The sequence below is a fragment of the Acidithiobacillus sp. HP-2 genome, assembly GCF_015100155.1.
Lineage (GTDB): Bacteria > Pseudomonadota > Gammaproteobacteria > Acidithiobacillales > Acidithiobacillaceae > Acidithiobacillus.
On the sequence record NZ_JACKZA010000008.1, the window covers coordinates 128,864 to 142,291 of the forward strand.

The 13,428-nt window shown below is 53.5% G+C and carries 16 protein-coding genes; 12 read left to right on the forward strand and 4 right to left on the reverse strand.

The genetic code is table 11. The features are described from left to right. Nucleotides 1-48 precede the first annotated feature (48 nt). The 6 genes from dnaJ to H7F11_RS08165 all read left to right on the forward strand — a co-directional run bounded on the left by dnaJ (nucleotide 49) and on the right by H7F11_RS08165 (nucleotide 4,402). Complete coding sequence (dnaJ, locus tag H7F11_RS08140; RefSeq protein ID WP_193651324.1) at nucleotides 49-1,191, forward strand: molecular chaperone DnaJ; 1,143 nt, start codon at nucleotides 49-51, stop codon at nucleotides 1,189-1,191. Then, complete coding sequence (dapB, locus tag H7F11_RS08145; protein ID WP_193651325.1) at nucleotides 1,191-2,027, forward strand: 4-hydroxy-tetrahydrodipicolinate reductase; 837 nt, start codon at nucleotides 1,191-1,193, stop codon at nucleotides 2,025-2,027. The genes dnaJ and dapB overlap by 1 nt, the downstream gene beginning before the upstream one ends. A 35-nt stretch (nucleotides 2,028-2,062) precedes the next feature. Then, entirely contained in the window at nucleotides 2,063-2,377 is a 315-nt protein-coding gene (locus H7F11_RS08150; protein WP_193651326.1) for an antibiotic biosynthesis monooxygenase family protein, read from the forward strand. Nucleotides 2,378-2,459: 82 nt separating this feature from the next. Beyond that, on the forward strand, nucleotides 2,460-3,536 hold the full coding sequence (gene apbC / locus H7F11_RS08155; RefSeq protein ID WP_193651327.1) for an iron-sulfur cluster carrier protein ApbC: 1,077 nt from the start codon (nucleotides 2,460-2,462) through the stop codon (nucleotides 3,534-3,536). 1 nt (nucleotide 3,537) lies between these two features. Then, nucleotides 3,538-4,104: a dCTP deaminase gene (gene dcd / locus H7F11_RS08160; RefSeq protein WP_193651328.1), complete on the forward strand. Its 567-nt coding sequence runs from the start codon at nucleotides 3,538-3,540 to the stop codon at nucleotides 4,102-4,104. A gap of 76 nt (nucleotides 4,105-4,180) precedes the next feature. Next, nucleotides 4,181-4,402 (forward strand): hypothetical protein, encoded by a 222-nt coding sequence (locus tag H7F11_RS08165; protein ID WP_031571290.1) that lies wholly within the window; start codon nucleotides 4,181-4,183, stop codon nucleotides 4,400-4,402. Nucleotides 4,403-4,427: 25 nt separating this feature from the next. Here the strand turns inward: H7F11_RS08165 and H7F11_RS08170 are convergent, their stop codons facing one another. The 4 genes from H7F11_RS08170 to H7F11_RS17245 are packed head-to-tail and all read right to left on the reverse strand — an operon-like array spanning nucleotide 4,428 to nucleotide 7,474. After that, nucleotides 4,428-5,075 carry a molybdopterin-dependent oxidoreductase gene (locus H7F11_RS08170; RefSeq protein ID WP_193651329.1) on the reverse strand — a complete coding sequence of 216 codons (648 nt, stop codon included), beginning with the start codon at nucleotides 5,073-5,075 and terminating at the stop codon, nucleotides 4,428-4,430. Nucleotides 5,076-5,080: 5 nt separating this feature from the next. Next, nucleotides 5,081-5,689, reverse strand: a complete 609-nt coding sequence (locus tag H7F11_RS08175) for a hypothetical protein (RefSeq protein ID WP_193651330.1) — start codon at nucleotides 5,687-5,689, stop codon at nucleotides 5,081-5,083. Between the two features lie 20 nt (nucleotides 5,690-5,709). Continuing rightward, the gene (locus H7F11_RS08180; protein WP_193651331.1) at nucleotides 5,710-7,383 is read right to left on the reverse strand and encodes a cryptochrome/photolyase family protein; all 1,674 of its coding nucleotides are present in this window, start codon (nucleotides 7,381-7,383) and stop codon (nucleotides 5,710-5,712) included. Continuing rightward, on the reverse strand, nucleotides 7,307-7,474 hold the full coding sequence (locus H7F11_RS17245; RefSeq protein ID WP_193651332.1) for a DUF2256 domain-containing protein: 168 nt from the start codon (nucleotides 7,472-7,474) through the stop codon (nucleotides 7,307-7,309). The genes H7F11_RS08180 and H7F11_RS17245 overlap by 77 nt, the downstream gene beginning before the upstream one ends. A 280-nt stretch (nucleotides 7,475-7,754) precedes the next feature. On the opposite strand from H7F11_RS17245, the gene H7F11_RS08190 reads away from it, so the two are divergent. From H7F11_RS08190 to H7F11_RS08215, 6 genes are read left to right on the forward strand one after another with little or no spacing between them, the layout of a single operon-like run. Further along, nucleotides 7,755-9,074: an NAD(P)/FAD-dependent oxidoreductase gene (locus H7F11_RS08190; RefSeq protein ID WP_193651333.1), complete on the forward strand. Its 1,320-nt coding sequence runs from the start codon at nucleotides 7,755-7,757 to the stop codon at nucleotides 9,072-9,074. Continuing rightward, nucleotides 9,050-9,817 carry a DUF1365 domain-containing protein gene (locus tag H7F11_RS08195; protein ID WP_193651334.1) on the forward strand — a complete coding sequence of 256 codons (768 nt, stop codon included), beginning with the start codon at nucleotides 9,050-9,052 and terminating at the stop codon, nucleotides 9,815-9,817. Before H7F11_RS08190 ends, H7F11_RS08195 begins: the two co-directional genes overlap by 25 nt. Further along, the gene (locus H7F11_RS08200) at nucleotides 9,814-11,031 is read left to right on the forward strand and encodes an SAM-dependent methyltransferase (RefSeq protein WP_193651335.1); all 1,218 of its coding nucleotides are present in this window, start codon (nucleotides 9,814-9,816) and stop codon (nucleotides 11,029-11,031) included. The genes H7F11_RS08195 and H7F11_RS08200 overlap by 4 nt, the downstream gene beginning before the upstream one ends. Further along, nucleotides 11,024-11,560 (forward strand): chalcone isomerase family protein, encoded by a 537-nt coding sequence (locus H7F11_RS08205; protein ID WP_193651336.1) that lies wholly within the window; start codon nucleotides 11,024-11,026, stop codon nucleotides 11,558-11,560. The genes H7F11_RS08200 and H7F11_RS08205 overlap by 8 nt, the downstream gene beginning before the upstream one ends. After that, nucleotides 11,553-12,839: an MFS transporter gene (locus tag H7F11_RS08210; protein WP_193651337.1), complete on the forward strand. Its 1,287-nt coding sequence runs from the start codon at nucleotides 11,553-11,555 to the stop codon at nucleotides 12,837-12,839. The genes H7F11_RS08205 and H7F11_RS08210 overlap by 8 nt, the downstream gene beginning before the upstream one ends. Then, nucleotides 12,836-13,426 (forward strand): DUF3833 family protein, encoded by a 591-nt coding sequence (locus H7F11_RS08215; protein ID WP_193651338.1) that lies wholly within the window; start codon nucleotides 12,836-12,838, stop codon nucleotides 13,424-13,426. The genes H7F11_RS08210 and H7F11_RS08215 overlap by 4 nt, the downstream gene beginning before the upstream one ends. Nucleotides 13,427-13,428: the final 2 nt, after the last annotated feature.

Here is a 13,428-nt window from a genome sequence, read left to right on the forward strand (position 1 = left end):
GGGGGCAGGATCTGGTATCCTGTCCCCTTGCCTGTTTCAGGATAAAAAATGGCTACACGCGATTATTACGAAATTTTGGAAATTACCCGCAGCGCCGACGATGGGGAAATCAAAAAATCCTACCGTCGTCTGGCGATGCGCTATCATCCTGACCGCAATCCCGATGATCCCAGTGCGGAAGATCGCTTCAAGGAAATCAGCGAGGCCTACGAGGTCTTGTCCGATGCTTCCAAGCGTCAGGCTTATGACCGCTTCGGACACGCCGGGGTGCAGGGTGGTGCTGGTCCCGGCGGCGGTTTTGGTGGCGGCTTCGGAGGTTTTGGCGGTGGCGCTGGCTTTGGAGATATTTTCGGGGATCTTTTTGAACAGGCTTTTGGCGGCGGTGGGCGTGGTCAGGATTCCGGGCGTGGCTCGGATTTGCGTTATGAGCTGGATCTGACGCTGGAAGAAGCCGCACTGGGCAAACAGGTCACTATTCAGATTCCCAGTTCCGCGCCTTGTGATGTTTGTCACGGTACCGGGGCAAAACCGGGCAGTAAGGTTGAAGATTGCAGCACCTGTGGGGGACGCGGTCAGGTGCGGATGGTTCAGGGCTTTTTCTCGGTGACGCGCCCCTGTCCGCAATGTAATGGCAGTGGTAAAACCATCAAGGATCCCTGCAGCAATTGTCAGGGGCACGGCAGGGTCCGCAAAACCCGTGATCTCGAAGTCAAGGTGCCAGCCGGTGTAGATACGGGCGACCGCATCCGTCTGAATGGTGAAGGCGAAGCTGGGGAACGCGGCGCAGCGGCGGGTGATCTGTATATTCAGGTGCGGGTCCAGCCCCACAACTTGTTCGAGCGCGATGGAGATGATCTGCATTGTGCCGTTCCGGTGAATTTCACGACCATGGCCATGGGGGGCGAACTGGAAGTGCCCACTTTGACGGGTCGGGCCAAAATCCAGATTGCGCCGGGAACCCAGTCCGGCATGGTGTTTCGCTTGCGCGGTAAGGGTATCAAGGGGGTGCGCAGCAAGTTGCATGGTGACTTGCATTGTCGACTGCAGGTGGAAGTGCCCGTGCATTTGTCGGCACGACAAAAAGAACTGCTGGAAGAATTTGCCAGCACTGCCGCAGATCAGAGCCAGCATCCCCAGCAGGAAAGCTGGTGGAACAAGGCCAAAGACTTTCTGGACCGGATGGGACTCTGATGAACCAGCCAACCCGCGTCGCCATAACCGCAGTTTCGGGACGTATGGGCCGGGCGCTGATTCAGGCTTTGGAGGGGCGCGAAGACCTGCAGCTGAGCGCAGCCATCGGTCGTGCAGGTGCGGAATATCTGACGCAAGACGCTGGTCGCCTTGCCGGTGTCAGGCCGCTGGGTGTGTCTGTCACGGCAGATTTGAGCGCGGTGCTGGCGCAGGACAAGGCCGTGGATGTGGTCGTTGAATTCGGTCCGGTAGCCGCCGCGCTGGACCATGTGCTGGCTTGTCAGAGGACGAAAACCCCCATCGTCATTGGTACGACGGGGTTTTCTTCCGAACAGCAAAATGTGCTGAAAACCGCCAGTCAGGTTATTCCCCTGCTGTTGGCCCCCAATATGAGTGTTGGCATCAATGTGTTGCTGGCTTATCTTCCGGCTATCACCAAGGCGCTGGGGGAAAGTTACGATGTGGAAATTGTCGAGGCCCACCATCGTCACAAAGTAGACGCGCCATCAGGAACCGCACTGGCTTTGGGGCGCGCCGTCGCCAAGGGACGCGGTGTCGCTCTCAAGGACGTGGAGTGCTTTGATCGTAATACTATCCGGGGGCCACGCCAGGAAGGCAGTATTGGCTTTGCTACTTTGCGTGCTGCTGACGTGGTGGGTGAACATACGGTATGGCTGGCGGGCGCGGGCGAGCGTCTGGAATTGACCCATCGTGCCGCCAGCCGTCTGAACTTTGCCGAGGGCGCACTGCGGGCGGCGCACTGGTTGGCGGTACAAAGCCCCGGATTTTACGATATGCAGGACGTTCTGGGTTTGAAGCAGGGGCCGGTCCTGTAATTTTCCCTGCACTTAAGTAACGAGGAGCAGCTATCATGCAATATGTTGTCGCGAATCGGGTACCTGTAAAGGCCGAATATCGGGCCGAGTTTGAGGCACGTTTTCAAAAACGCGCGGGAGAAGTGGATAAGCAGCCGGGATTTGTGCGCATGGAGGTTTTGCGTCCGGTCAATGATGACGGCGTTTATGTCGTGCTGACGCACTGGGCTGATCAGACAGCGTTCGAGGCCTGGATGAAAAGTGACGATTTCAAGGCGGCCCATACCAATCCGCTGCCCAAGGAAGCCTTTGGTGAAGGGGGCGGTCTGGAGCGTCACGAAGTCGTGATCAGTGCAGAGACCGCACCCTGATCCACTGTCGCGAAAAAACAGATTTTTGCGGATACACCACTTAATATGACGGCAGCTTTGGATGCCGGAGATGAGGACGAGCATGGCAGAATTGACGCGGGAACAAGTAGAGCAGTCATTGCAGGCAATGGAAGACCCTTATCTGGGTAAAACTCTCGCAAAAGCCGGCGTACTCAAAAGTGTGGACGGTAACCAGGTCAAACTGGAATTACCCTATCCCAGCGCTGGTGTAGCTATCAGTCTGAGTCAGGACGTGGCGCGGCAGATTCAAAATGACCACGGCCTGCAGGCGGATGTTTCGGTCAGTCATCGTATTGTCACCCATCAGGTCCAGCGCGGCGTCAAGCTCATGGAAGGCGTGCGCAATATTATTGCGGTAGCGTCGGGCAAGGGTGGCGTGGGCAAGTCAACCACCTCAGTAAATCTGGCGCTGGCGCTGGCCAGGGAAGGTGCCCGGGTAGGAATTCTGGATGCCGATATTTACGGTCCCAGCCAGCCGCGCATGCTGGGTATTTCCGGTAAACCCACCAGCAAGGATGGAAAAAAGATGGAACCCATGGAGGGGCATGGCCTTAAAGCCATGTCCATCGGTTTTCTGATTGATGAAGAAACCCCCATGGTCTGGCGCGGGCCTATGGTCATGCAGGCGCTGGAGCAGCTGCTCTCGGATACCCGCTGGGGAGAACTGGATTATCTGGTCATCGATCTGCCACCGGGTACGGGCGATACCCAGTTGACCCTGGCGCAGAAAGTGCCGGTTTCTGGGGCGGTCATTGTCACCACGCCCCAGGATATTGCCTTGCTGGATGCCCGCAAGGGTCTGAAAATGTTTGAGAAAGTCGGGGTTCCAATCATCGGGATTATCGAGAACATGAGCTTTTATATTTGCCCCAAATGTGGCAATGAGGACGATATTTTCGGCCATGGTGGCGGTGCCAGCATGGCCGAGCAGGATGGTGTGGAATTTCTGGGCGCCATCCCTCTGGACCGCAGCATTCGTAGCGAAGCCGATAATGGAGCGCCCACGGTGGTGGCACAACCCGATTCGCGTCTGGCCAAAATCTACATCGAACTGGCGCGTCATGTGGCCGGGCGGGTGGCCAATCAGGCCGTGGATCATAGCCACAAATTCCCCAATATTGTCGTGCAGAATCGCTAAAATGAGTATCAAATCAGATCGCTGGATTCGGCACATGGCAGAAAATGAGGGGATGATCGAGCCCTTTTCCCCCTGTCAGGTGCGCCATGTAGAGGGCAGTCCCATCATTTCCTACGGCTTGTCGTCATATGGTTATGATATTCGCTGCGCCGGTGAATTTAAGGTATTTACCAATGTGCGCAGTGCCATCGTCGATCCCAAAAATTTCAGCGAAGATTCTTTTGTGGATTTCAGTGGGGATACCTGCGTTATTCCACCCAATTCATTTGCCTTGGCGCGTACCCTGGAATATTTCCGGATTCCCCGCAATGTGCTCACCATTTGTCTGGGCAAAAGTACCTACGCGCGTTGCGGTATTATTGTGAATGTCACACCCTTTGAGCCGGAATGGGAAGGCTATGTGACCCTGGAATTTTCCAATACCACGCCGTTGCCGGCCAAAATATACGCCAATGAAGGCGTCGCCCAGGTGCTTTTTCTTGAGTCTGATGAGGTCTGCGAAGTGTCCTATGCGGATCGGCGTGGTAAATATCAGGGCCAAAGTGGCGTGACTCTTCCCAAGGCTTGAGTGGTTCTGTAAGCGGAAAAATCAGTCCTGGCAGATGTTAATTTAAATAACCGTGGATTCATTTGAGGGTGTTGTCATGCGCAAAACAGCATTGGTCATACTCAGTATCATCGGCATTTTTCTGATGCTTTCAGGCCTGTTGTTTTTTCTGCAGGGCACCGGAATATTTCCCTACCCGAAAAGCAGTTTCATGATCAATGAAACCATCTGGATTATCCGTGGAGCTATTTTATTTGTGGTCGGGTTGATTGTTCTGTTGATTGGCCGCCGTTTCCGGCGACCAGTTAAATTCCGCTAAATGGCAGAGAATCAACGTTTCTGGTTTACAGCAGGTCCATGAAGCTGAAACCCTTCTTGATGTAGGCATTGTTGGCATAGCCGTCCTTCTCCCAGGTGCCCTGGGGGCGGGTGCTGTCCAGCACAATCTTGTTGACCCATTTGACACTTTTGTAGCCGTACATTTGCGGGACCAGCAGACGCAGCGGATATCCGCCTTTTTGCAGCAGCGGCTGTCCGGAAATGTGCGTGGCAAGAATGACCCCGGGGGCGCGGGCCTGATCCATGGAAAGACTGTCTACATAGACGCCATCGGCACTGTAAAAAGCGACATAGCGGGCACTTGCCTGAGGTTGTATCTGCTCCAGAAAGTGCGACAGGGCAATACCCTGCCAGTGAACATTGTTGACAATCCAGCCGGTCACGCAGTGAAAGGTCTCGATTTCCCGAACCTTGCTGAGTTGATATAAATCGGGAAGGGTGAAAGTCTGGGGTTTGTTGATGAGTCCCGTAGTCTCAAGACGATAGGTATCTGGATTGATTTTGGGATAAAACCCCGCATAAGTGTAATACTCCGGAAAAACCGGGATTTTGGCATCTGCCCAAGCCAGGGCAGGATAAGCCAGACTGCCTGCCCCGGTCGCCAAAATCAGGCCACCCGCTGAGCGCAGAAATTCTCGACGATTGATTGACATGACTTTTATCCTCTTTTCCAGACGGCAAATATGCGCCAAAGGGCTTCGCCGCGCAGTGCATGATAAGTGGCCATGACGACATGGCCGATCCAGAAATAAGCTAACAGGGGGGTGCCCAGGCGCATCAGCGTGAGCCCAATTTGTGCGCCTCCGCTCAGATGCAGATCTCCGCGCAGAACGAGCCAGCCGATAAATCCCCCAAAGGTCACGATGCTGACCCCGATGAAAAAAATGGCCTGCCAGAGGCTGGATAAACCCGGTCTCACCCCATGGCTGGGGAGTTTTCCGCGAAATAACCGGGCAAGATCATGACCTACGGCTTGAGGGGTGCGCCAGGAAAACCAGGTACCCAAAAGATGACGCCCCCAGGGCGTGAATAGATATACCAGCCAGGTAAGAACCAGCCAGCCGGTCAGAATCAGCCCGGCAAGTACATGCAGCGGGAACCAGGTGAAATTGGCAAACCACAAGGCGGCCAGGCTGTTCCATAACTCAAAGGTAACACTCAGCACCAGTCCCAGATGCAAAATCTTGGCATAAACAGGATATTCCACCAGGTTTTCAGGCGTCTGAGCGGAGAATACGCTGCCGGGAATAGGAATGATCTCTGCCATGTCTTGCCTCACTTGTAGACTTATTCCAGATTACGTGAAATTTCGGGTTCTGGATGCATTTTATTCACCTCGAATGCGTGACCATCTTCAAGATTTTTGCGTATCACCTGAGCCTGGGCGCGAATCGCCGCAAGATGCTCGCCGGACATGCGTTCCAGATGCTTCCATTGCAGCGCAGTACGCGGATGCTGACGGAAACGTTCTTGGTGCGTCTGCAGGAAATCCCAGTACAGCACCGTAAAGGGGCAGGCTTTTGCGCCGCTAGCCAATTTGGGTTCATACGGACAGCGCTGACAATGCCCGCCCATTTTCTGCAGATAATTACCGCTGGCGACATAGGGCTTGGATGCCATCCAGCCGCCATCTGCATACTGGGACATGCCGATGACATTGGGCAGCTCCACCCACTCTACGGCATCCACGTAAATGGCCAGAAACCAGCGATGAATGGCTTGCGGCCCGACGCCCAGCAGCAATGCAAACAGACCGGTAATCATCAGTCTTTCAATATGGTGGGCATAACCATGCTCCAGAGTGCGCGCGATGGTGTCCTGCAGGCAGGACAGGTCGGTTTTTGCAGTCCAGTAGAATGCTGGCAAGGGCTGATGGGCCTGGAGGATATTCTGCTGCAGCCATTGGGGCATGTGCAGCCAATAGAGGCCGTGTATGTATTCGCGCCAGCCCAAAATTTGTCGGATAAATCCTTCTGCAGAGGCGATGGAAACTTTACCAGCCCGGAAATTTTCTTCAACCGCCCGAATGACCGTTATGGCACGGATCAGACCGAGATTCAGTGCTGCAGACAGCCGGGAATGATAAAGCCAGACCTGCCCCGGCCAGAAAGCATCCTGCAGGGGACCAAATTGTGCAAGACGATCATCCAGAAAATCCTGAAGAGCGGTTTGGGCCTGTTGGGGAGTCACCGGCCAGTCAAAGTGTTGCAGGTTACCCGGGTGTCCGGCGAATTGTGTTTCGACCAGGGCCATGACTTCCTGCGTGATGGCATCCGGGGTAAAACTCAAAGGTTCCGGAATCCAGCCGGGACCCTGAGAACCGGGACGCTGACGGTTTTCCTGATCAAAATTCCAGCGTCCGCCAACCGGCTGATCTTTTTGCATGAGTATTCCGGTTTTCTGCCGGGCGTGGCGGTACCAGAATTCGAGACGCATCTGGCGACGATTGTCTGCCCACTGGCCAAATTCCGGGACTGAAAACAGAAAATTAAGATTACGCCGTTCTTGCCAGGGAATCTGCCTGCTTTCTGCGCATTGACGAATGGTTTCGCGCAGCTGCCAGGTGCCGGGACGCAGGCTGATGATTTGCCGGGGCCGCCAGCGTAGTAGAGCCGCTTCCAGGGCCTGACTCATGCTCTGATAGGGGTGTGTGCCAAAGGTCAGATACTCCAAAGGAAAGCGACGTTGCCGCAAGGCCGCAGCATGATGACGCATGGCGCTCAGGAACAGGACAATACGGGCCTTATGCGACCAGACTATGGTGGACTCTTCGGGCACTTCCGCCATCCAGCACAGATCCTGAACTGGATCGAAGCCTTCCAGGGCCAGGCTGTCCGGATCCAGATGGTCACCGAGAATCACTACCAGATGACGAACAGTCCTTTCAGTCTGAGACATGGGGCGGGTTTCCAGGGCGATGCCGATTTTTTCGACAGGCGGCTGAACAATACCGTACTTCATCCCAACAGCGCTTCCAGCGTTTACGCCAGGTAAAGGGGCGCTGGCAGACCACACAGATTTTTTCTTCCTGATAACGTTGTAGGGCTTTCATGGCTTATACAAAATAAGAAAGTGTATAGTACAATAAGATTAACAAGGCTTCGGCGCAATGCGCAAGGTGTCTGAACCTGCATCCGCTGACGACGTATTTGCGTAATAGCTGATAATGCCACTTTGCCAAGGTGTTGCGATTACACTGTGGGGTGTTGAGCGTATCAGGACATTGCAGGTTATGGAACATTGGAACCGACACAGGATGTTTGGGAGACTTTGCGCTATCCTGTACTAAGTGAGTATTTGTACAATACATTTAAAAACAATAAAGGAGACTTATGCGAGTTGCCATCATTGGTGCAGGTATTTCCGGGCTGGGGGCCGCCTGGATATTGCGGAAAACGCATAGCGTGAGTGTTTTCGAGGCGGCGGACTACCCCGGCGGTCATACCCACACCGTGGATGTCAGCCTGCAGGGCGTTTCAGCACCTGTAGATACAGGTTTTCTGGTGTTTAATGATCGAACCTACCCGAATTTGCTGGGGCTTTTCGCGGAACTGAACGTACCCTGGACCGCCAGTGACATGTCCCTCAGTGTCCGTCTTCCTGCCCTGAATCTGGAATGGTGTGGCTCCAGTCTGAGCACGCTTTTCGCCCAGAAGCGGAATGTTTTGCGCCCGGCCTTCTGGGGAATGCTCAAGGATATTCTGCGCTTCAATCGCGAAGCGTTGGCCTGGTTAAACATAAGCGATGCGGACATCACCCTGGACGAGTTTCTGCGTCGGGGAGCCTACGGGGAGTGGTTCAAGACAGCCTATCTTCTTCCCATGGCGGCAGCCATCTGGTCTTGCCCGACCGCAACCATGCTGGCTTATCCGGCGCGTTCCATTTTGCAGTTTTATCGGAATCATGGACTTTTACAGATTTTTGATCGGCCACAATGGCGGACAGTCGTCGGTGGGGGCCGTGAATATGTCCGGCGCATCACGCAACAGCTCCATGATGTCCGTCTGAATGCGCCGGTGGAAGCATTGCATCCGGCTCCGGAAGGCGGGTTTACGGTCCAGTTTGCCGGCCATCAGAAAGAACACTTTGATCAGGTCATTTGTGCCCTGCATGGTGATCAGGCCAGAAAGTTGCTTGGTGAGCATTGGCCAGAACAAAGCGCCGCGCTGGCGCAGTGTCAATATCAGGACAATGAAGCCTATCTGCATTGGGATGAACGTTTTCTTCCCAAGCATCGCAAAGCTTGGGCTGCCTGGAATTTTCATGAAGAAGGGGTTGCCGCTGCCCGGCGTTCGGTGGCGGTTACCTATTTGATCAATCAGTTGCAACCGCTGCCCTTCAAGACGCCGGTTATGGTCACTTTGAACCCGCAGCGCGTACCGGATCCGCAAAAAACCTGGGCACAGTTTCATTATGCCCATCCGGTATTTGACCATGGGGCATTGGCTGGTCAGGAGGCCGTGCGGCGTCTGCAAGGTCGTAATGGCTTATGGTTTTGTGGTGCCTGGCTGGGTCACGGTTTTCACGAAGACGGTTTGCGCAGCGCCGTCGAAGTCGCCAATCACATGGGTATTCGCGCTGCCTGGCAAGAGCAGGCGAGTCCCATTACTGAACCACGGATGGAAACATGGCCACAACAAGTTCTACGCTGAAGGGTGGGCTTCTGCTGGGCCGCGTCATGCATCGCCGTCTGCAGCCGTTGCGACGGGCATTTCATTACCGGACCTTCAGTATTTGTTTTGATCTGGATGATTTGCCGCAGCTGCAGAAAATTCTTTCCCGCTTCAGCCCCCTGCGTTTTCACGGTCGAGATCACGGCGGCCGTGATGGTTCGCCACTTTCAGCCTGGATTCGCGACATTTTTGCCAAACAGCAGATTGAAGCCAGCCGCTTTGTCCTGGTCACCTATCCCCGTCTTTGGGGGTATGTTTTTAATCCGGTCAGTTTCTGGCTGGGCCTGGACGAAACCGGCGGGCTGCGCGGCGTGCTGGCAGAGGTGAACAACACTTTCGGCGAGCACCACAGTTATTTGCTGGCGCATGAAGACCGGCGCGCTATCAGCAAGGGTGACTGGCTGGTTGCCAGCAAGGCTTTTCATGTATCCCCGTTTTTACCGGTAGAAGGGCAGTATCGCTTTCGCTTTCATCTTGAAGATCAAGGATTTCAGGCAGATATTCATTATCTGGATGCGGCTGGCGCGCCCTGTCTCATCACCCAAATTGCGGGACAGCGCCGTAATCTGAATATTTCCAGCGTCTGGCGGGCCGTTTTGCAGCAGCCTTTCATGACCTTCTCAGTCGTTCTTTTTATTCATTGGCAGGCCATCCGACTATGGCGTGCGCACATTCCTTTTCATAAAAAACCGGAGCCCCCCCAGCAGGAGATCAGTTTATGAGTACAGCGCTTGGTAACCAACGAATTCCTATGCCAGGACTTCCCCGCTCTGCACAAAGCTTGCTGCAGATGCTGGAAGGCATGCATTGCGGACAATTGACGCTGAAAACCCCGGAAGGGGATATTTTGCAGTTTCAGGGGGCAGAATCGGGTATTCACGCCGAGTGGGTGGTGAATGACTGGCGGATTTTGTCGCTGCTGGCGCGGGACGGTGATATTGCTTTCGGGCGCGGTTACATGGAAGGCTTGTGGGAGAGCAGTGATCCGGTGGCATTGCTGCGTCTGGCTATTGCCAATCGTGGCATGGTCGAAAAATATATCGAGGGTTCATGGTTCCGGCGCTTGATATTCACCCTGCTGAACCGACTGTTGCGCGCCAATACCCGGCGCGGTAGCCGCAAGAATATTTCTTTTCATTACGATCTGGGTAATGAATTTTACCAGCTCTGGCTGGATTCGAGTATGACGTATTCCTGTGCCTTATATGATGGTGACGATTCCCTGACGCTGACTGACGCCCAGGAAAGAAAATATGCACGGGCGCTCAGTGCCCTGAACTTGGCCCCTGGATCAAGACTTTTGGAAATAGGCTGTGGGTGGGGTGGATTTGCCGAATATGCAGCGCGCCGTGGTTTTTTTGTGCATGGCATTACTCTGTCAAAAGAGCAGTTGGCTTATGCGAAAGAGCGTCTCGAAAAGCAGGGACTCAGTCATTTAACGGAATTTTCCCTGATGGATTATCGGGATTTACAGGGACATTATGATGGAATTGTCTCCATCGAAATGCTCGAAGCGGTGGGCGCTGAATGGTGGTCCAGCTATTTTCAGCAAATTCATCAGCTGCTGCGCAGAGGCGGACGGGCGCTGATCCAGAGTATTACCATCGCCGATGCGCGTTTTTCGGCCTATCAGAAAAGTTCTGATTTTATCCGCCATTATGTGTTTCCAGGCGGGATGCTCCCTTCTCCGGCCCGGCTGCAGGAAGAAATATCCACCGCCGGTTTGCAATTGCTCGAACGCAAAGATTTTGGTCAGGACTACGCCAGGACTTTGCGCATTTGGCGTCAGCGATTTGATATTCAGGAAGAAGCCGTTAAAAGCCTCGGTTATGACTCGGTGTTCTGCAAAATGTGGCGCTTTTATCTGGTTTATTGTGAAGCCGGTTTTGCGGAAGGAGAAATTGATCTGACCCAGGTGACCCTGACGCATGGCTAAGTTACTGACTATTTTCTGTTTGCTTTTAATGAGCCCGTTCGCCTGGTCCGCAGCACCCAAGGTGCCATTGCCGGCAGCGGTAAAAACGGCGGCTCCAGATTTGCATTTGCTGGGTGCGGGGCATCTGAACTGGCTGTTTTTCAGTGTTTATAACGCTGCGTTGTGGATCAGCGGTGATCAGTACACACCCACCCGGACTTTTGCCTTGGGCATTGACTATGAGCGCAGTTTCAGCAGTCACGAGCTGGTCAAGACTTCGCTCAAGGAAATGCGGCGACTGGATGATTTGGATGCCGCCCAGTTGGCAAAATATCGGACTGACCTCCAGCATGCATTCCCGGATGTGAAACCCGGTGATCAGATTGTCGGCTTGTGTATGCCCGGGAAATACACGGCTTTTTATTATAATGGTGTGCTTCATAGCAAAATTGATGACCCGCAATTCTGTCCGGAATTTTTTGCCATCTGGTTGAGTCCCCATACCCAGGTACCGGGTTTGCGCAACAAGCTTTTGGACCTGCATGAATAAGCAGGACAGGCCCTCCCTGAAAATGCTCCTGCTTTACGCTCCGCTGGGAATGCCTCTGGCATTTGGTGCCTTGCCTGTATATCTGTTAATTCCCCATTTATATGCCACGGATTTCGGGATGTCCCTGAGTTTTCTGGGGGTGATTTTGTTGGCAGTCCGCTTGCTGGATGCCGTGCAGGATCCCTTGATCGGGCTTTGGAGTGATCGCTGGGCAGAACAGCACCGGGGGCGGCGTCTGCTGATTCTTCTGGGTATTCCCGGAATGATTCTGGGTTTTTATCTGCTGTTCAATCCGCTGGCAAGCATGATCTGGTTGAGTCTGAGCTTGTCTCTCATTATTTTTTATGTATTTTTTAGTATCAGTAGTGTCAATTATCAGGCCTTGGGTGCAGAACTCTCTCATGACTACAATGGCCGGACCTGGCTGACGACCAGCCGTGAGGCCGGTGCATTAATCGGGGTGTTACTTGCAGCCGCATTACCCGACTTGTTGATGAAGCATTTTGGGCGTCATTATGGTCTGGAAATTTTTGCGGGTATATTTGCGGTGTTGCTCATTCTGGCCGTAATGCCTTTGCAAAGGCGCAGTATGCAGCGCCCGGTGGTCGGCGAGAAAACGCCGTGGTGGACATTTTTTTCCGCGTTGCGACGTAAGTCATTACGGCACTTGCTGATTATTTATACCTTGTCGCAGTCTGCCAATGCAGTAGCTGGAACCCTGTTTTTCTTTTTTGTGGATGAAATTCTTGGTGCGCATCAATTGGCCCCCTTATTTTTACTGGCCTACTTTCTATCGGGCGCATTGGGAATGCCTTTATGGCTGTGGTTATCCAGTCATTTCAGTAAAAGTCTGGCCTGGCGCCTTTCCATGTTCATTGCCACCCTGGCATTTTTCTGCGCCTTTTTTCTACGCAACGGTGATCTCTGGGCCTATGCGCTGATTTGCGTGTTTACCGGTTTGACCCTCGGGGCAGATCAGGCCCTGCCGCCCAGTCTTCTGGCAGACCACAGTGATCAGGACAGTCGCAGTCGACCGGGAAATTATTTCGGGTTGTTGAATTGGGTGGGTAAAGCCGCTACGGCCTTGGGCGCCGGTTTGATATTGCCACTTTTGCAGGCTCTCGGTTATTCCTCAGGGAAAGATCTTTGGGCTTTGTCTTTTTGTTATGCCGTGATTCCGGCGCTGACCAAAATTATCGCCATTATTTTGATGGGCTACTGGTCGGTAGAAGGTCGGGAGTTACGTTTTTCTGGTTCCATATCTGGGAGGGCATCATGAATACAGTACATAAAGTTTTGGGTTTGTCTTTGGTGATGGCGCTGGCTGGTTGTGCCACTCAGCCGCAGGAATACGCACAAAGCCATCCTAAATTTGATTTGAAGACGTTTTTTAATGGCCCCTTGATGGCCCAGGGTGTTTTTGAAAATCGCTCAGGTAAGGTCGTCAATCGTTTTGTGGTGCGCATGATGGGCACCTGGCAGGAGAACAAGGGAACTCTGGTGGAAAACTTCACCTATTTTGATGCTGCCGGTAAAAAGACCTATCAACAGCGGGTCTGGCATCTTACTGAAACCAGTGCACATCACTTTGTTGGCAGTGCTGAAGGTTCGGCCGGTGATGTGAAAAAGGCTTCGGGTGATGCCTTCGGATTTGCCCTGCACTGGTCCTACGATGTGCGTCAGCCGGTTGGTAAAAGCTTTTACAATCTGCACGCCAATGACTGGATGTATATGATCACCCCCGATACGGTCATGGATCACACCGACGTCACCTGGTATGGATTACATGCCGGCAACATCTTTTTGGAGATGCATAAGTTACCGGATACGGCGGCTAATCGGGAAAAAGTCGCCGCAATTAAATAGTT